The 17375-nt window shown below is 63.7% G+C and carries 18 protein-coding genes and 1 tRNA gene; 9 read left to right on the forward strand and 10 right to left on the reverse strand.

The features are described from left to right. Positions 1-9 precede the first annotated feature (9 nt). Positions 10-1221 (forward strand): acyl-CoA dehydrogenase family protein, encoded by a 1212-nt coding sequence (locus SR870_RS04375; protein WP_322516825.1) that lies wholly within the window; start codon positions 10-12, stop codon positions 1219-1221. A 245-nt stretch (positions 1222-1466) separates the two neighbouring features. Here the strand turns inward: SR870_RS04375 and SR870_RS04380 are convergent, their stop codons facing one another. The 9 genes from SR870_RS04380 to SR870_RS04420 are packed head-to-tail and all read right to left on the reverse strand — an operon-like array spanning position 1467 to position 8269. Then, positions 1467-2318, reverse strand: a complete 852-nt coding sequence (locus SR870_RS04380; protein ID WP_322516826.1) for a VOC family protein — start codon at positions 2316-2318, stop codon at positions 1467-1469. 19 nt (positions 2319-2337) lie between these two features. Continuing rightward, entirely contained in the window at positions 2338-3219 is an 882-nt protein-coding gene (locus SR870_RS04385; RefSeq protein WP_322516827.1) for a VOC family protein, read from the reverse strand. Then, the gene (locus SR870_RS04390; RefSeq protein ID WP_322516828.1) at positions 3216-3971 is read right to left on the reverse strand and encodes a TetR/AcrR family transcriptional regulator; all 756 of its coding nucleotides are present in this window, start codon (positions 3969-3971) and stop codon (positions 3216-3218) included. Before SR870_RS04390 ends, SR870_RS04385 begins: the two co-directional genes overlap by 4 nt. Continuing rightward, entirely contained in the window at positions 3958-4284 is a 327-nt protein-coding gene (locus SR870_RS04395) for a non-heme iron oxygenase ferredoxin subunit (protein WP_322516829.1), read from the reverse strand. Before SR870_RS04395 ends, SR870_RS04390 begins: the two co-directional genes overlap by 14 nt. Next, positions 4281-5039, reverse strand: coding sequence for an SDR family NAD(P)-dependent oxidoreductase (locus tag SR870_RS04400; RefSeq protein WP_322516830.1), 759 nt, complete (start codon positions 5037-5039; stop codon positions 4281-4283). Before SR870_RS04400 ends, SR870_RS04395 begins: the two co-directional genes overlap by 4 nt. An 11-nt stretch (positions 5040-5050) precedes the next feature. Next, entirely contained in the window at positions 5051-5536 is a 486-nt protein-coding gene (locus SR870_RS04405; RefSeq protein WP_322516831.1) for an aromatic-ring-hydroxylating dioxygenase subunit beta, read from the reverse strand. An 11-nt stretch (positions 5537-5547) separates the two neighbouring features. Beyond that, positions 5548-6840 carry an aromatic ring-hydroxylating dioxygenase subunit alpha gene (locus SR870_RS04410; RefSeq protein ID WP_322516832.1) on the reverse strand — a complete coding sequence of 431 codons (1293 nt, stop codon included), beginning with the start codon at positions 6838-6840 and terminating at the stop codon, positions 5548-5550. A gap of 25 nt (positions 6841-6865) precedes the next feature. Continuing rightward, the gene (locus SR870_RS04415; RefSeq protein WP_322516833.1) at positions 6866-8074 is read right to left on the reverse strand and encodes an NAD(P)/FAD-dependent oxidoreductase; all 1209 of its coding nucleotides are present in this window, start codon (positions 8072-8074) and stop codon (positions 6866-6868) included. A gap of 33 nt (positions 8075-8107) precedes the next feature. After that, entirely contained in the window at positions 8108-8269 is a 162-nt protein-coding gene (locus tag SR870_RS04420; protein WP_322518400.1) for a hypothetical protein, read from the reverse strand. Between SR870_RS04420 and SR870_RS04425 the strand changes: the two genes are divergently transcribed. From SR870_RS04425 to SR870_RS04455, 7 genes are all read left to right on the forward strand, one after another. Next, positions 8228-9283 (forward strand): amidohydrolase family protein, encoded by a 1056-nt coding sequence (locus SR870_RS04425; RefSeq protein ID WP_322516834.1) that lies wholly within the window; start codon positions 8228-8230, stop codon positions 9281-9283. The two genes, SR870_RS04420 and SR870_RS04425, sit on opposite strands and share 42 nt — an antisense overlap. Further along, entirely contained in the window at positions 9240-9770 is a 531-nt protein-coding gene (locus tag SR870_RS04430; RefSeq protein WP_322516835.1) for a hypothetical protein, read from the forward strand. Before SR870_RS04425 ends, SR870_RS04430 begins: the two co-directional genes overlap by 44 nt. Next, a complete protein-coding gene (locus SR870_RS04435) occupies positions 9767-11290 on the forward strand; it encodes an AMP-binding protein (RefSeq protein ID WP_322516836.1) in 1524 nt (507 codons plus the stop codon). Before SR870_RS04430 ends, SR870_RS04435 begins: the two co-directional genes overlap by 4 nt. Positions 11291-11307: 17 nt before the next feature. Further along, a complete protein-coding gene (locus tag SR870_RS04440; protein ID WP_322516837.1) occupies positions 11308-12117 on the forward strand; it encodes an alpha/beta fold hydrolase in 810 nt (269 codons plus the stop codon). A 324-nt stretch (positions 12118-12441) separates the two neighbouring features. Then, complete coding sequence (locus tag SR870_RS04445; RefSeq protein WP_322516838.1) at positions 12442-13671, forward strand: ABC transporter substrate-binding protein; 1230 nt, start codon at positions 12442-12444, stop codon at positions 13669-13671. 188 nt (positions 13672-13859) lie between these two features. Then, positions 13860-14642, forward strand: a complete 783-nt coding sequence (locus tag SR870_RS04450; protein WP_322516839.1) for a 2-keto-4-pentenoate hydratase — start codon at positions 13860-13862, stop codon at positions 14640-14642. An 11-nt stretch (positions 14643-14653) separates the two neighbouring features. Further along, positions 14654-15406 carry an SDR family NAD(P)-dependent oxidoreductase gene (locus SR870_RS04455; protein ID WP_322516840.1) on the forward strand — a complete coding sequence of 251 codons (753 nt, stop codon included), beginning with the start codon at positions 14654-14656 and terminating at the stop codon, positions 15404-15406. A gap of 533 nt (positions 15407-15939) precedes the next feature. Here SR870_RS04455 and SR870_RS04460 read toward each other — a convergent pair. Continuing rightward, positions 15940-16029: transfer RNA gene (locus tag SR870_RS04460), tRNA-Ser, on the reverse strand. A 342-nt stretch (positions 16030-16371) separates the two neighbouring features. Here SR870_RS04460 and SR870_RS04465 point away from each other — a divergent pair. Continuing rightward, positions 16372-17361 (forward strand): AraC family transcriptional regulator, encoded by a 990-nt coding sequence (locus SR870_RS04465; protein WP_322516841.1) that lies wholly within the window; start codon positions 16372-16374, stop codon positions 17359-17361. Positions 17362-17375: the final 14 nt, after the last annotated feature.

Consider the following 17375-nt stretch of genomic DNA (forward strand, 5'->3'; position numbering starts at 1 on the left):
CGAGACCCCATGCTCTATCCAGAATCCGAGCGCGTTGCCGTCGTCAAGCACCGCCTGTTATCCTTCATGGACCGTTACATCTATCCGAACGAGGAACGCTTCTACAAGGAGGCTGAAGAACTCGGTCCCTGGAAGGTCTATCCGACAGTCGAGGAGCTCAAGCCACTCGCGCGCGAACAGGGTCTCTGGAATCTATTTCTGCCCGACAGCGAACATGGCGCGGGCCTTACCAATCTCGAATATGCCAGCCTTTGCGAAGTGATGGGTCGCTCGCATCTCGCGCCCGAAGTCTTCAATTGCTCGGCTCCCGACACCGGAAATATGGAAGTGCTGGCGCGCTACGGGACCGCCGAGCATCAGGAGCGTTGGCTGAAGCCTTTGCTGGCCGGTGAAATCCGATCCTGCTTCGCCATGACCGAGCCCGCGGTTGCGTCCAGCGATGCCACCAATATCGAGAGCCGTATCGCGCGCGATGGCGACAGCTACGTCATCAACGGACGCAAATGGTACACCACCAATGCCACCGACCCGCGCTGCAAGATCTGCATCTTCATGGGCAAGACCGATCCGGACAATCCGAACCGGCATCAGCAGCAATCGATGATCCTGGTGCCGATGGATACGCCGGGCGTGGAGGTGCTTCGTTCAATTCCGGTATTCGGCTTCTACGGCGTTCCGGATCGTGCATCCGAAGTGGTGTTTCGTGACGTTCGTGTCCCGGCGTCGAATATTCTGCTCGGGGAAGGGCGCGGGTTCGAAATCGCCCAGGGGCGGCTCGGGCCGGGGCGTATTCACCACTGTATGCGACTGATCGGGCTTGCCGAGCGAACGCTCGAAAAGATGTGCCGACGCGCAGCCAGCCGGGTGGCATTCGGCAAGCCTGTTTCGGAACAGACTGTGACGCAGGAGCGTATCGCGGAATCACGCATCATGATCGAGCAGGCCCGTCTGCTCACGCTCAATGCGGCCCATGCGATGGACACGGTCGGCAACAAGGTCGCCAAGACCGAGATCGCAATGATCAAGGTCGCGGTGCCGAACATGGCCTGCCAGGTCATCGACTGGGCGATCCAGGCCCACGGTGGCGGTGGCACGAGCAATGATTTCGGCCTCACCGCCGCTTATGCGACGGCGCGGCTGCTACGCCTGGCCGATGGTCCGGACGAAGTCCACCGCAACCAAATCGCCCGCCTGGAACTGAGGAAGTACTCGAACAAATAGCTGCTGCCGGCCGCATGATGCTGGTGTAGCCGGTTATCAGCACCGTGTCGAACTGCTCGACCGTCTGTCCCGGCCCGGTGCGTTCACGTGCCATCATCGCGCCGAGAAGGGCTTTGCTGGCAATCATTGCGGTCGAGATGTTCATCATTGGCGCGGCTGCGGGCGTCTTCGGGGGCGGCTCCGCGCGACGAACCCAGGATTCGTGACGGCGCGAACGCCGCCCGGAGGAACCTCTCGTCAGGCTATCAACGTGCCATCCGTTGAGATTTCGATCCCCACATGCAGAGGCTGGAAGGCTCGAACCCGAATTGGCGCGGGCGATGGCTGGCTTCGTCCTCGATCTCGTCGACGCCGACCGAATATTCGAACACCATGCCGTCCGGTCCCTGGAAATACAGGAAGCGTGCGCCGGATGTCGGATGCCGGCCAGGGCCGAATACGATTGGAACGCGCTGCTCCGACAGATGATAGAACGACCGCAGCACGTCGTCGTTGCTTTGCACCTGGTGATTGATGTGCTGAATGCCCGGTCCGAGCGCCGGCGCCAGGGCGACGGTGTGGTGGATCGCGTTGACCCGCATCAGCGCGATATCGCCGATCCGGTCACTCACCCGCGCATTGCAGACCTTGGTCCAGAACGCCTCGTCGCGCAGCGGGTTGGTCGAATTGAGCCCGACATGGCTGAAGCCGGTGATGCCGGCATCCCGCGTCGGGAAATAGCGCCGGCCGGAGCGCTGCGGCCGCACCGCCAGCTCGATGCTGTTGCCGGTCGGATCCTTGAAGCCGACATAGGCCTTCACCTTGCGGGCGGCGCATTCGCTGGCGGTGCCAACGTGGACGGGATGACCGAGCGCTTCCAGCGTGGTGGCGGCGGCCGACAATTCGTCTTCGTCCTCGATTTCGAAGCCGAGCGTCTGCTCGGCCGGATCGCCCTCGAAGTAGCACAGCGTGTGGGCGCGATCGTCGGAGCGTAGATACAGCGCCTTGGACGACCGTTCCGCGACCTGCAGGCCGAGACAGGTGGTTGCGAACGTCTCGGCTTCTTCGAGATTGGAAGTGCCGAGCCGGGCGTAGGCGACGTCTTTCAGTTCGATCATGGTGCAGTCCTTTCCCGGATCAGCCGACGGCTCGTTGCAATTCGGGTATTTCTGAGCAATCGCTTCCCCATTCGCAGAGAGACGACGGCACGGGGGAAAATTGCCGGCAGCGATGCTTGGCGCCGATGTCGCTCATGCCGTAGCCGTAGGAGAACACGTGGCCCTCGGGGCCGGCGAAGCGCAGGAACATCTGGCCCGAGGCCGGCTCGCGCCCGGGACCGTGCAGGATCTTGATCTGGCGCTCCTGCGCGAAATAATTGTTCTGCATGATGGCATCGAGGCTCTCCACCGCGAAGCTGACATAGACCAGCCCGGCGCGATCCGACGGGTAGAGCCCGATGCGATGATGTTTCTCATCGATCGCCAGATAGGCGACGTCGCCGACCCAGTCGCTGACGCGAGCGCCGAGGATCGCCGTCCACAGCTTGAGGTCTTCGCTCACGTTCCGGCTGCGCAGCCCGATGCCTTGCAGGCCGATCACGCCGGCGTCGCGGCTTGGGAAGTAGCGCCTGCCGCTGCGCGCGGGCCGGACGACGAGATCGATCGCATTGCCGCTGGCGTCCCGCACCAAAAGCGCGTGACGGACGTTGCGCCGACGGCACTCCTCGTCGGTCGCGGTCCGCGCGTCAAACCCGGCCTCGCGAATCCTCGTGCCGATGGCGTCGAGATCGACCTCCGCGAGCAGCTCGATGCCGATCGCAGGCGGTTCACTTTGGTCGGTGAGGCAGAGCGTATGCGCGCGCTCGTCGGATCGGAACAGGTGCTCGCCGAGATCGTTCGGCACCGCTTGCAGGCCGAGAATGTCAGTGACGAATGTCGCCGCCGCGCCGGGCTCCTGCAGCCCCAGCCGGACGTAGCAGAGCTGCAGCTCCAGATTTTCGCCTGCCGGTACGGATGTCATTTTGAACCACGCTTGATTGGCCGATCGGTCGGCATGCTGTCGAGATAGTGGCGGATGATGTTGCGCCAGACCTTCAGCAGGTGTGCGAACTGGTCCGGGTCGCGTTCGATCAGCATGCGGACGGAGAAGCCGCGGACGACGCTGAGCGTGAGCGCGAGCACGTCGCTGGCGACCTGTTTGGAAATGCCGGTCGCCATCAGCGCTTCGAGCCACGCCGCCTCCACCGAGAAACGGCTGGTGCGGGAGGTCCGTAACGTCTCGCGCTTGAGCACGCGCGACTCGGAATCGGCGCTCATCGCGATGGCGAGCTCGATGAAGAAGTAATCGCCGAAATAGAAGTCGTGGGCGTCGTGGATGATGCCTTCGATCGGATCCTGATCGGAGCGCTTGGCGATCGTCGCACGCCGTGCGCTCTCGCTGCGCGAGATGTCGTTGACGTGGCGGATCACGGCCACGGTGAGATCGTGCTTGCTCTTGAAATGATGCATCAAGGCGCCGCGCGACACGCCGGCGAGCTCCGCGACTTCGACGGTGCGCAGCCCGCTCAGGCCGTTGGCGCGGACCAGCTTGATGGCGGCGTCGATCAGTTGGGTCCGGGTGGTTTCACTGCGTTCCGCCTGTGTCCGGCGCGGCGCGTAGGTCGGCTCGGTCGAGCTGTTTCGCCTGGATTGCAGCTTCTGCCGCGACGGCGAAGCGGGCAGCCCAGAGGTGGATCGTGCCCGGGTCGGTCGCGGTTTGTCAGAATTCGACATAGACATTCTCATCGACAATTTTGACGGTGAACGTTTTCAGCGGAATGGTGCACGGCATCCCGGTGGCCCGACCGTCGGTGACGTCGAACGTCCCGAAATGCCAGGGGCATTCCACGGTCTTGCCGGTCAGGATGCCTTCCTCGGAGAGCGAGGCTTCGCCGTGGCTGCATAGATCGGCCGTCGCGTAGAGTTGCCCGTCGACATTGTAGACGGCGACGGTGGTTCCGTCGGGCAGGGTGGCCGCCCGGATCTCGCCCGAGGGAAAGTCCGAGACAGTCCCGACCCGGACTTCGGTTGGTGCGATCGTGCTCATAGCATCGTACTGCCGCCGTTGACACTGATGACCTGCCCGGTGACGAACGACGCCTCTTTCGAAGCGAGATACGTCACCATCGATGCGACTTCGTCCATCTCGCCGGGCCGCTGCATCGGAACCACGTCGATGAACTTCTGGATGAGGTGCGGTGCCTTTTCGGACGCCTGCTGGACTTGCGGCGTGTTGACGATGCAGGGCGCGACGACGTTGACGGTGATCCCGCTGGTGGCGAATTCGCGCCCCAGCCCGGTCGCCATCGCATGAACCCCGCCCTTCGCCGCATTGTAGGCGGCGTGGTCCCACAGCCCGTTCCGCACCGAATCGGCGCCGATGTTGACGATGCGGCCGTAGCCCTTGGCCTTCATCACCGGCACGGCGTGCCACGTACACCACAGCGCCGTCCATAGATTGCGGTCGATCGTCGTCCGCAGCGTGTCGGGCGTATGGTCGAGGAACGGCTTGATGATGCCGCCCCCGGCATTGTTGACGAGCACGTCGATGGTTCCGTGCAGCTTGACCGTGTCCCCGATCAGCCGGCCGGCGACGTCCTCGCGCGAAAGGTCGCCGACATGGAGCATCGGCTTGCCGTGGCCTGCCGAGACGAGCGCCTCGGCACTGGCCGAGAGGCGCGGCTCGTCGATGTCGGAGAGCACCAGTTGCGCGCCCTGCTCGGCGAAGTGCCGGGCGATCACCGCGCCGATCCCGCTGGCCGCGCCGGTCACGATCACCACCTGGTCTGAGAAGCGATTCATCATCGGTCCGCTCAGAGCACGATGGAGATGCGGCCGCTCGGACGCAAGCCGTCGCCGGCCAGCACGCAGCGCTTGTCCCGGATCCGCAGTTCGCCGTCGTTGACCCGGAGCCGATAGTTGGCCGTGCCGAAATAAACGTCGGTGGTGCCGTCCTTGGTGCGATAGGTCTGGAACTTGGCGCTCACCCGCAGGCCGTCTTCGCCGCTCTCGCAAATCCTGACGTTGCCGATCAGACGGCTGGTCTTGGAATGCGGGAATTCGGCGTGCGCGGTCCGCTTCATCAGCCGCTTGACACGCTCGCCGAGCCGGAAACGGTCGTCGGCGATGTAGAACAGGTTCACGTCGGACAAGGCGTCCGGCGGCAGATCGGTGCACGGCACTTCGTAGGTCGCGTCGTCGGTGAACAGCTCCAACCATTCCGGTAGCCGCCACTGGTCGAGCAGATCGGCTTCATGAAACAGGAAGTCCTCGACGGCGCTTCGCTCGATCGTCTGCATCGCTTCCTCCCTCACGCCGCCACGCCCTTGAGATTCGGCACCGGCTCCGGGAACATCATCGCGTTCCAGCGTGTCCAGAATGCCCGCATCTGAAGTTCATCGTTGTGGGACGGGCGATCCTTGCCCATGCCCTTCGAGATGTCGTTCCATTGCGCTTCCTTGGCGTTGTTGAAGCCGCGCTGACAATGCTCGAGCGCTTCGGCGTCGTCCGGCGTGGCGAAGCCGCCGGGGCCGAGGAATTCGAGGAAATTGTTCAGCCGGAATTTGCGCGCCCATGCGGACTCGCTGTTCGGTCCGAGCGCCCAGGCGTTGATCAGCATGTAGTCCGGCGCCAGCGGGAAATAGGTGCGCACCGTCAACGCCATGATGTCGTTGACGACGAGGTTGGGGAAGATGAACAGATTTCGGTTCTTCAGCGCGATGCGGTCCGCGCGATCGCGGCCGTGGCGCTCGGTGAGGCTCTGGTGCAGCCGCTCGATCTCGCGCTTGCCTTCCTCGCCCCAGGCGGGGATCCATTGCGCCACCGGCCGTCCCCACGGTGCGGCGTATTCCAGCACGGCGTGGCCGTTGCCGAGGTCGTAGCCGTAACCGCCGCCCATGCCACCGGACAGGCCGTCGGTGGTGTTCATCAGATAATCGAAGTAGCTCGCATGCGTCGTGAGCGCATGGTAGCCGTCGATGCTGTTCTCGGTCAGCAGCTTCCAGTTCGCCCGGATGGAATATTCCTGCGTGCCGCTGATGATCGACAGTCCCGCGTCGGTCTGATCGCACACGATGTCGAGATATTCCTTCGCGCCGGCGAGGTAATCGACCAGCGGAACGATGTTCTTGTCGAAGGCGACGAAGCAGAAGTCGCGATAGATCTCGAACCTCGGCACCGGCTGCATGTTCGAGGAGTCGCGTTCCTTGAAGTCGGCCGCGTAGGATTCTTCGCCCGGCTGGCTGCGCAGCTTGCCGTCGGCGCCGAAAACCCAGCCGTGATAGAAGCACTGGAACGACTTGGCGTTGCCCTTGCGCTCGCGGCAGACCTGCGCGCCGCGATGCGGGCAGGTGTTGAGGAGGGCGCGCAGCGTGCCCTTGCTGTCGCGGCTCAGGAGGATGCTGCGGCCGGCCACGGTGCGGCTGATGAAGTCGCCCGGCTTCGGCAGCTCGGAAGCGTGACCGAGATACAGCCAGCAGCGTTCGAAAATACGGTCCTTCTCGGCACGAAAGATCTCCGGATCGGTGAAGTTCTTTCGGGCGACCTTGAAGGTCTTCTGGCCCTGGTCGATCAGAATCGCCGGGTCGTCGCTGTGATGGTGCATGGTTTCCTCCTTCAGGCGCCCCTTCTCAGGCGAGGGCGCGTTTCAAATCGAAAGCCGGATTGGCGAGCGCTCCGGGGTCGACCGTCTTTCGTGACGCGACGATGCGGCGCAGCATCGCCATGTCCTTGGCCGAATTGACGCTGATCGCTCCGACGACTTCACCGTTCTGCACGCTGATCGCGCTGAAGCGCGACGTCGCGGGATCGCCGCGGACGATTTCCTCGGCGCCGCCCGGATGGCCGACGACCTGGATGTTGGTGTCGAACTGATCGGACCAGAACCACGGCGGGGCTTCGTAGCGGCTGTCGAGGCCCGCCATCGCCCGCGCGGTGGCGATCGCCTGGTTCTGCGCATTGGCCCAGTTCTCGAATCTCGTCCACCGGCCGTGCCAGCAACTCCATTGCTCGGCGACGTCGCCGGCCGCGTAGATGCCGTCGCGCTCGGTCGCGCCGCTGGCATCGACGCGAATGCCCTGATCGACGGCGAGGCCGATCTGCCCGGCCAATTCGCCGGCGGGCGCGACCCCGATGCCGACGACGATGACGTCCGCCGGAACGACGCGGCCATCGGCCAACGTCAGCCCGGCCTGGTGCATCGCACCAAGTTCGACGTTGCAGAGGATCGTTGCGCCGCGCAGGGCGAACATCTCGTGCGCGAACAGACTCAGCGCGTTCGAACCGATCTGCGGCAGCAGCCGATCGGAACGTTCGAGGATGGTGACGTTGCAGCCGCACAGCAGGGCGGCGGCCGCGACTTCGAGGCCGATCACGCCGCCGCCGATCAGCACGATCTGCGCGCCCGCAACCAGGCGCCGGCGCAGCGTCAGCGCATCATCGATGCCGCGGAGATAGTGCACGGGGACCGGTGCCGTCTCGAGCGCGGCAAGGCGTCGCGGCCGCGTGCCGGTCGCGATCAGCAGGCGATCGAAGTCGAGTTCGCCGCCGTCGCACAGGCCGAGCCTGCGCCGATCGAGATCGATCGTCTCGGCGCGCGATCCGGTCCGGAGCGTAATGCCGAGATCGGACCATTCCTGCGCGGGCCGAATCAGTGTCGCCGCAGCCTGCTGATCGATCAGCATCTTTTTCGATAGTTGCGGGCGCTCATAGGGCGGATGGGATTCGTCGCCGATCAGCGTGACCGAACCGCGATGGCCTGCGGCGCGCAACGCCTCGGCCGCGCGCGCGCCGGCCTGGCCCGCGCCGACGATGACGATGCGTGATTCAAGAAGATCCACCCTGACTTCCTCCGAAGCGTCGCGGCGCTGCTATCAGCGCTTCTTGCTAATGCTCTTGACACGCAAACTAAAAACAATCATTCCTGTTTGTAAAGCAAATTCGTCGATGGGGATGCCGCAAGAGGGTGCTGCATCGGCGAAGATAAGATCGGGATGAAACAGGGGAGGCGCGCCTTGAGCGTGGTCGATGCCCATACGCATGTCGTGCCTGCGCGACTTCCGCCGGATTCTGCGCGCGATCGTCGGTGGCCCAGCGTCGAAATCACCGGAGACAAAGGCGCCGTCGTCATTGCTGGCAAGGTATTTCGCAAGCTCGATCAGCGCTCGTGGAACGTTGCAAAGCGCCTGAGTGATATGGAGCAGGACGGCATCGCGATGCAGGTGCTGTCGCCGATGCCGGAATTACTGTCGCACTGGCTGCCGCCGGCGGACGCCGAATATCTCGCCGATCTCATCAATGAGCAGATCGCCGAAATGATCGCGTCGTCGCGGAAACGCTTCGCCGGCCTCGGCATGGTGTGTGCGCAAGACGTTCCGCGTGCAGTGCGGCAACTCGAGCGCCTGAAAGCGCTGGGCCTCGGCGGCATCGAGATCGGCACCCATATCGACGGCGTCGCGCTCGGCTCGGAAACTTTGCACCCGCTGTACGAAGCCGCCGAGGCGCTCGGCCTCACCATCATGATCCATGCGCTTCACCCCGCGGGTCTGGAACGGATTGCCGCAGGGCCGGAGTTCGCCGCAACGACGGCGTTCCCGCTGGAGACCGCGCTCGCGGCGGCGTCGCTACTCGCCGCGGATGTGCCGGGCAAATATCCGGCGCTGCGGGTGATGCTCAGCCATGGCGGCGGTGCGCTGCCGTGGATTCTGCCGCGGATGGATCACGGCTGGTCACTCGGCGGCGATATGCGCACGCGGATGCCGCGACGGCCGTCGGACGCGGCGCGGTGGTTCTTCTACGATTCCGTTCTCTACGATCCGGCGTCGCTACAGTTTCTCCAAGCTGTCGTCGGTCCCGACCGCATCGTCGTCGGCTCCGACTATCCGTTCGCCATCGAGCAGAAACAGCCCGGCCGCTTCGTGCGCGAAGCGCTGCCGGACAATCCCGACGCGCTGCGTCGCAATGCCTTCGCGCTCCTCGGGCGCCCGCATCATCAGGACAGGCCGCATGAACCAAGTGATCGCGCTTCCGTCGCCACTGGAGAGGCATGAACCCATGGTCGCCTGTCGCTCAATTCCGCAACTGGCCCTGTTCGGTCCGATCCCGCCGCGCACGCCCGGCCGCTCGGATGCTCAGGTGCCGATCGACGCCAGCCTCGGCGACTGCCGCTACGCACGCATTCCGTATGTGTATTTCTATTGTGAGGGAGGCTCGAAGGACGTCGCCTTCGGGCTGCTCGACATCGAGATCGCAGTCCAGCGTCGGCCGTCCGGCAGTTTCTCATTCGAGGTCTATTGTATCGGCGACGGCTATCACAGCGGGCGCGGCTCCTCCGCCGGGGCGCCGCTGTGTATCGACCTGCTGTCGGAGGCCGGGACAGTCGCGACGGTCCACTGGATGTACCCGGACGTGCTCGACGGGCACATGGACCCTCTGACCTTCACGGCCTCGGTGGCGCTCACCGACGCTCAATTTGAGGCCCTGCACAGCGTTCGCCTGCCATCGGTTGCCGGCGAGGTGACGATATGCCTCGAATGAGCACCGCCGAGCCGGTCGTCATCCTCGGCGATCACCAGATCGCGCGATCGGTACTGATCGAGTGCGGGACGCGAGCGGCCTCGGCGCTGGCCGATGCCGGTGTTCGCGAAGGCGATGCGGTCGCGCTGCTGCTGCAGAATGATCCGGTGTATTTCGAGTTGCTGCATGCCGCGGCGCTGCTCGGCGCCTATGTGGTGCCGCTGAACTGGCATTCGAGCGCGGAGGAAATCCGCTACATCCTCTCCGATTGCTGCCCCATCGCGCTGATCGGCCATCGCAGCCTGCTGGATAATGTCGGTTCGGTGATCCCCGATGCGGTCGCGACTTTCGCTCTGCCGGACCCGGGGCGGGACGCGACTGCCGACACCGGCACGTGGCGCTGGCGATGCTGGGCGGCGTTTCGCGATGGCTTCCCGGCCTGGGACGCGCCGGCCCGCGCGCCGCGCGGCACGATGATCTACACGTCCGGCACCACCGGCCGGCCGAAAGGCGTGCGGCGTCAACCGATGACGGCCGAGCAGGTAGCGCAGAACGCCGCGCTGCTCCGGCAGATCTACGGCATCGCGCCCGGGATGCGCGCGTTCGTGTGCGGCCCGCTCTATCACGCCTCGCCTGGGGCGTTCGCTCGGCAGGCGTTCCAGCACGCCGTGCTGACCGTGCTGCAGCACGGCTTCGATCCCGAAGAACTGTTGCGCACCATCGCGCAGCATCGCATCACGCATCTGACGATGGTGCCGACGATGTTCGTGCGCCTACTCCGCCTCTGCGAGGAGGCGCGGTGCCGCTACGACGTGTCGTCGATCAAATGGGTGACCCACACCGGCGCGGCCTGTCCGCCGGAGGTGAAGCGGCAGATGATCGCATGGTGGGGGCCGGTCATTCACGAGACCTATGGCGCCACCGAAACCGGGCCCGCGATCGGCTGCGACTCCGAGGAATGGCTGGCGCATCCCGGCACGGTGGGGCGCGCGATGTCCGGCACCACGGTCCGAATCTACGACGAGCAGGGCCGCGTGCTCGGGGTCGGCGAGATCGGCGAGATCTATCTCCGCACCGAGGCCTATTCCGACTTCACCTATCACAATCGCGCCGACCAGCGTCGGGAGATCGATCGGGACGGGCTCGTGACCTGCGGGGACGTCGGCTATCTCGACGCCGACGGTTACTTGTTCATCTGCGACCGCAAGCGCGACATGGTGATCTCCGGCGGCGTCAACATCTATCCGGCCGAAATCGAGAGCGTGCTCGTCAACTGCCCCGGCGTGCGCGACTGCGCGGTGTTCGGCGTGCCGGACGAGGAGTTCGGCGAATGCTTGGTCGCGGCTGTCGAGTCCGATGACGATGGGCAGATCACGCCGGCGACGGCGGCCGCCTTTCTCCAGCGCCATATAGCGCGGTTCAAAATCCCGAAGCGCTTTCTGATGCTCGATGCGTTGCCGCGCGAGGCGAGCGGAAAGTTGCTCAAGCGAAAACTGCGCGACGCCTACCTCCAGGGCGCCGTGAGCGTCGATCAACGATAACCAAAAGGAGACGGAAGTTGGAGTTCAAGGACAAGCAGGTCGAGGTGCTGGGTGCCCGCACGCGTTACTACGACGTCGGACAAGGCGAGGCGACGATCCTGATTCACGGCGGCGGCCCCGGCGCGTCGGGGCTCAGCAATTATCGCAAGAACATCGAGGCGCTGTCGGCGAAGCGGCGCGTCATCGTGTTCGATCTTCCCGGCTATGGTCACACCGAGGGTAAGCTGAAGGACGGCGCGATCTACGAGGTGCTGGGTGATTTCACCCGCGCCTTCATGGATGCGATCGGCGTCGACAAGGCCAGCTTCGTGGGCAATTCGCTCGGCGGCGGCACGTCCCTGATGGTCGCGCTGCGGGCGCCGGAACGGGTCAACAGGCTGGTGCTGATGGGGACCGGCGGGAGTCAGGCGATGTTCTCGCCGATGCCGACCGAAGGCCTGATGCGGATGGCGCGCTTCAACGCCGGCGACGGTCCGAGCATGGCGAAACTCAAGGCCGTGCTCGAACTGCTGGTGTACGATCAGTCGACCATCACCGAACCGTTGATGAAGGAGCGTCTCGAAGCCGCGACGCGCTCCGACATCATCGACATCTTCAAGCGCCCCGGCCTCGATATCTGGCGGGAGGATCTGGCATCGCTGAAGCACCGGACGCTGATCGTCTGGGGCCGCGAAGATCGTGTGGTGCCGTTCGACTCCAGCTTCATTCTGCTGAAGACGATCCCCAACGCACAACTCCACGTCTACCCGAAGTGCGGCCACTGGGCGCAGTGGGAGAAGGCGGACGAGTTCAATGCCCTGGTTGCCGACTTCCTGGACCGCCCATGAGGGCGGCGGTGACGTGAGCATCGCGGCGTGACCGCACGAGGCTGGGGCCTCGCCGGCACTTGGTGGTAGCCGGCCTCGCAACATCGAGCTGATGCCGTCCGTAGCTCAGCGGCATTCCGGCCCCGATTTGGCGGTGGCCGCCGGCGTACCGGCGACTGGCGGTTGCCCGCCGCCCGTACGTCCAACGACGACTACGAAGCCTGCGTGTCAGGCTTCGGAAAGGTGTCTGCCTCGTTCGGTTAGATCAGCTCAATGCGGCAGGAAACGAGACGGAATGATTGCGCTCCGAACGTGCAACGAAAACAACATGAGGGAGAAACGAACATGAAGGCCATCTCACGACGAACCGCGATTGCCGGCTTGGGCGCGACTGCCTTGGCGCTGAACGGCTCGCGAGCCCGCGCAGCGTCCAAGTACAGTCCCGGCGTCACCGATACCGAGATCAAGCTCGGCACCACCTCGCCGTATAGCGGACCGGCGTCGAGCTACGGCATCTATGGCCAGGCGCAGACCGCGTACTTCCAGATGATCAACGACAACGGCGGCATCAATGGCCGCAAGATCAATCTGATCTCGCTGGACAACGCGTTCTCGCCGCCGAAGGCGGTGGAGCAAACCCGCAAGCTTGTCGAGTCCGATGAAGTCTTCGCGATTGCCGGATTCCTCGGAACCGCCACCAATGCCGCTGTTCAGAAGTATCTCAACGGCAAGAAGGTGCCGAACCTCTTTCTTACATCCGGCGCCGAGCGCTTCAACGATCCCAAGGAATATCCCTGGATCATCCCGTTCTATCCGCTCTACGTCGCCCAGGGAGCGGCCCTCGGCGCTTATGTCATCAAAGAGAGGCCGGACGCGAAGATCGCCATTCAGTATCTCAACGACGACCTCGGCAAAGACTTTCTGCGCGGATTCAAGAAAGGCCTTGGAGCCAAAGCCAACCAGATCGTCAAGGAGGTCAGTCACGAGATCTCCGAACCCTCGATCGACAACCAAGTCGCCGACTGCAAGGCGGTGGGAGCCGACGTGTTCGTGCAGCTCACTTACTCGAAGTTCGCCGCGCAGGGCATCCGGAAGGTCGCGGCACTCGGCTGGAAGCCGCTTCATGTCGTGAATTCGAATTGCAGTTCGGTCGGGGGGACGCTCGCGCCCGCCGGGCTGGACAATGCCAAAGGGCTTGTCTCTGCCTCGTGGGAGGCGATCGCGACCGATCCCAGCTATCGGGACAAGCCTCGAATTCGGGCCTTTGTCGACTTCATGAAGAGGTACATGCCGAAGGCGACGCTCGACGACACCACCGCGACCCCCGGATACAACAATGCCTATATGATCGAGCAGGTGTTGCGCCGTTGCGGCAACGAGCTCACGCGTGAGAACCTGCTGAAGCAGGCGACCTCGCTGCGCGATGAGCAGCCTCCATTGTTCCTCGATGGAATCAAGGTCGGGAATTCTTCGACGGATTATCGGGCAATCCACAACATCCAGATCACAAAGTTCGATGGCGCGAACTGGATGCCGCACGGAGACAAGATCGACTTGAATAACATCGCCTCGTAGCCACAAGCGTCGGACGCCTGTCATCGCGCGTCCGGCCGTTCGTCGCGTCGCAGGTCGCCCGCGGATTGCACAAGATCCGCGGGCGACCGTGAGCATTTCGTCATCGAGGGTTCGGCGTCCTCGTAAGAGGCGTGGATCAGCCGATATCGCAGCTTTTCAAGTATCGACAACGCAGGAGGGACTTCACAATGAAGATGCAGGCAGACATCGGCGAGATGGCCGATCGGATCCGGGCAGCCTATGGAGGGACGCCAGTTGCCCCGATTCGGTCCGAGCTGCCCGATCTCGACGTCGATGCCGCGTATTCCATTCAACAGCGGAATACGGCCTTATGGGAGAAAGAAGGGCGGCGTGTCGTCGGCAGCAAAATCGGGCTGACGTCGCGTGCGGTGCAGAAGCAGTTGGGAGTCGACCGGCCCGATTTCGGCATGCTGTTCGCTGACATGATCGTGGCCGAAGACGAGCCAGTCGCAGCGGGACGTGTGCTGCAGCCGAAAATTGAAGCGGAAGTGGCTTTTGTTCTCGATCGGGATGTCGTTCTCGAGACTCCGACGGTTGCAGATATCGTTCGCGCGGTCGCCTATGCGATGCCGGCGTTCGAGATTGTCGGCAGCCGCATCACGAATTGGGACATTGGTATCGTCGATACAGTCGCCGATAACGCGTCGTCGGGCCTGTTCGTTCTGGGTGGTCCGGTGCGTCGGCTAGACGGCTTGGATCTTCGCGCTCTGCAGATGCGGATGACGCGAGGAGAGGAGACCGTGTCGCAAGGGAGCGGCGCCGCCTGTCTGGGTAATCCGCTGAATGCGATGGTCTGGCTCGCCAGCGAACTGGCGCGCCGCAAGCGCCCCCTGCGGGCCGGCGACATCGTCCTTTCAGGGGCGCTTGGGCCAATGGTCCCTGTCGGTGCCGGAGAAACGTTTGAAGCGACCATCACGGGTCTTGGGACCGTATCGGCACGATTTGCATAAGCGGGGTGGCAGTGAGCGTTTTTACAGGACGGTTCGCAGGACGCACGGCTGTCGTAACGGGCGCTGCGTCGGGCATCGGCCGAGACGTGGCGCGCCGCCTCTCGGCAGAAGGAGCGCTCGTGTCAATTTGGGACTTGAATGCCGTGGCCCTCGATGCTGCTGCGACGGCGACGCGCGCGGTGGACGCGCAGCCAGTCGATGTCTCGGTCGAAGAAGCGGTCGATGCGGCGCTTCAAAGGAGCCTTGAGGCGTTGGGGGGGCGCTTGGATATCCTGGTCGCCAGCGCTGGTATTACCGGGCCGAATGCGGCTGTGAAGGATTACGCAGGAGACGATTGGAGGAAGGTGCTGGATATCAACATCAACGGCACTTTCTACTGCAATCGCGCTGCAGTCCGTGCCATGGAGCACAACGGCTATGGGCGAGTCGTCAACGTCGCTTCGGTGGCGGGGAAGGAGGGCAACCCTAACGCTTCCGCATACAGCGCATCCAAAGCCGCCGTGATCGCTCTCACCAAATCGCTCGGCAAGGAAATGGCTGGCACCGAGGTGCGCGTCAACTGCATCGCGCCGGCTGCGATCAGGACCCCGCTGTTCGATCAAATGTCCCAGCAGCACATCCGATTCATGCTGTCTAAAATCCCGCTTCAACGATTCGGCACTCTGGAAGAGGCCACCTCGCTGATCTGTTGGCTGGCGAGTGAAGAATGCTCGTTCAGCACGGGGGCGGTGTTCGACTTGTCGGGAGGTCGGGCGACTTACTGATTGTCCAGTGACCGTCCTGATCTGTTCTCGTAGTATCGTGGGTAGCTTAAGAGCTTGATAGCCGGAGGATGGAGCCCTCCCACAGGCGGCGACAATGGTGACGTCGTCGACATTCAGCGTCGTTCGAAATACGCTTTCGGACCCGAGCAGGCTGGTGAAACGGCGTTGTCGATCCGTCAACTCGGGATGAGTAGACGGCATCGAGCCTGGCAATTAGCCGACCGACAGTTCCTCGGGGCCCCCGCTTGCCAAGGCGCAGGTCGGAATCCGTAGCCGCAGCGGGGTGCCGCTTCCAGAGCGTCGTGAACGTCATTCAGGAGTGTGAAGGGCAAGGTCGGGCGGACTAGCCGGTTGGGCCGGCGGCCAACGATTCGAGAGCGAGCGGCGCATCGCTGCGAAGTCGGCGCCCAGCGACCATCTGCAACAAGAAAACTTGATGCAGCATTGTTGCAGGTTGAAACCCACTTTCGCTTTATGGTTGTAAAACCAGCGTTCGCCCGTCAACAGATTTTGCAAAATACAATCAACGGTTATGGCGGAAGGGGTGGGATTCGAACCCACGGTACCCTTGCGGGCACGCCGGTTTTCAAGACCGGTGCCTTAAACCACTCGGCCACCCTTCCAGGCTGGAACGACAGCGGCTTAGCAAAGGGCATCGGTCTGGGGAAGGGTCATGCGGCGCTCCGGCGACGCCTGCGGCTTGGCGGTGGCCGCGGGGCCACAATCGAGAACCCGTCGGCCCACCCCTCGGCTTCGATCTGTGTCGCAGGGGCCGCGTCTCCGGCGCCGCACTCACGAGATGAGGCATTATTGCATCAGTTTTGATGTAAATTTGTCATAAGCGCGTTGATTGAGTGAACTTGTTCGGTATTGAGCGGTGGGACCTGTGTCGCACATCTAGGCTTGCCGCGAGGCCTGGATCGAAAAACCGGGCGAAAACAGGTCCTGGACGGAGCCCTCACCGCATGCCCGACGCTTCCGCGAGCGCCATTGCCCTTGACTATCCGCTGAACCGGACCCCGGTCGTCCACACCACGGACACCGAGGAAATGCGCCATGCGCTGATCAATTTCTATGGCGCGCAGACCTTCTCCGCGGAGGCTGAAGGCTTCGAAGGGTTCGGCAGCTTCGTCAAGCTCGACGTGACCGCTTTCGGTTTCTGCCGCTACGCCTCGCGGGCCGTCGCCGAGTTCTCCGAAACCGACTTCGCCCGGCTGCAGATCGCGTTGCGCGGCAACGGCCGAACGACATCGGGCGGCTCGAGCGTCGAGGTCGACAGCGAGTGCTGGTGCGTGTCGTCGTCCGGCGCGCCGTCGCGGCTCGAATACGGCGCCGGCTACGAGCAGCTGGTGGTCCGGTTTTCCAACGAGAAACTGATGGCGACGCTCGAAGCGATGCTGGGCGTCAAGCCGCGCGGTCGGTTGGTATTCGCGCCGACGGTGCGGAGCGGCGATTGCGGCGCGCTGGCGCTGCGCGATTTCGGCCTGTTTCTCGCCCGGCATGTCGATCCGGCGCAGCCGCTGCCTCCGCTGATGCTGCGCGAACTCGAGCAAACGCTGATGGTGTCGTTGCTGAGCGTTGCGCGGCACAATTTCAGCGATCAGCTCGATCGCAACGCACCGGACAGCGCGCCGGACTACGTCCGCGTCGCCGAGGAATTCATCGCGGCGTCGTGGAACAGGGCGATCACCATCAACGATCTCGCGGCCGTGACCAATGTCGGCGTCCGCAGCCTGTTCAAGTCGTTTCAGAAGCACCGCGGCTATTCGCCGATGGCGTTCGCCAAGACGATACGGCTCAACAAGGCCCGCGAGATGCTGCTGCAGGGCGATCCGTCGCGCTCGGTCACTTCGGTCGCGTTTGCCTGCGGCTTCAGCAATCTCGGCCATTTCGCCCACGATTATCGCCAGAAGCACGGCGAATTGCCGTCGGAGACGCTGGCGCGGGCGCGCTGACCTGGCGAAGCCGC

This window comes from Rhodopseudomonas palustris (assembly GCF_034479375.1).
Classification (GTDB): Bacteria; Pseudomonadota; Alphaproteobacteria; order Rhizobiales; family Xanthobacteraceae; genus Rhodopseudomonas; species Rhodopseudomonas palustris_M.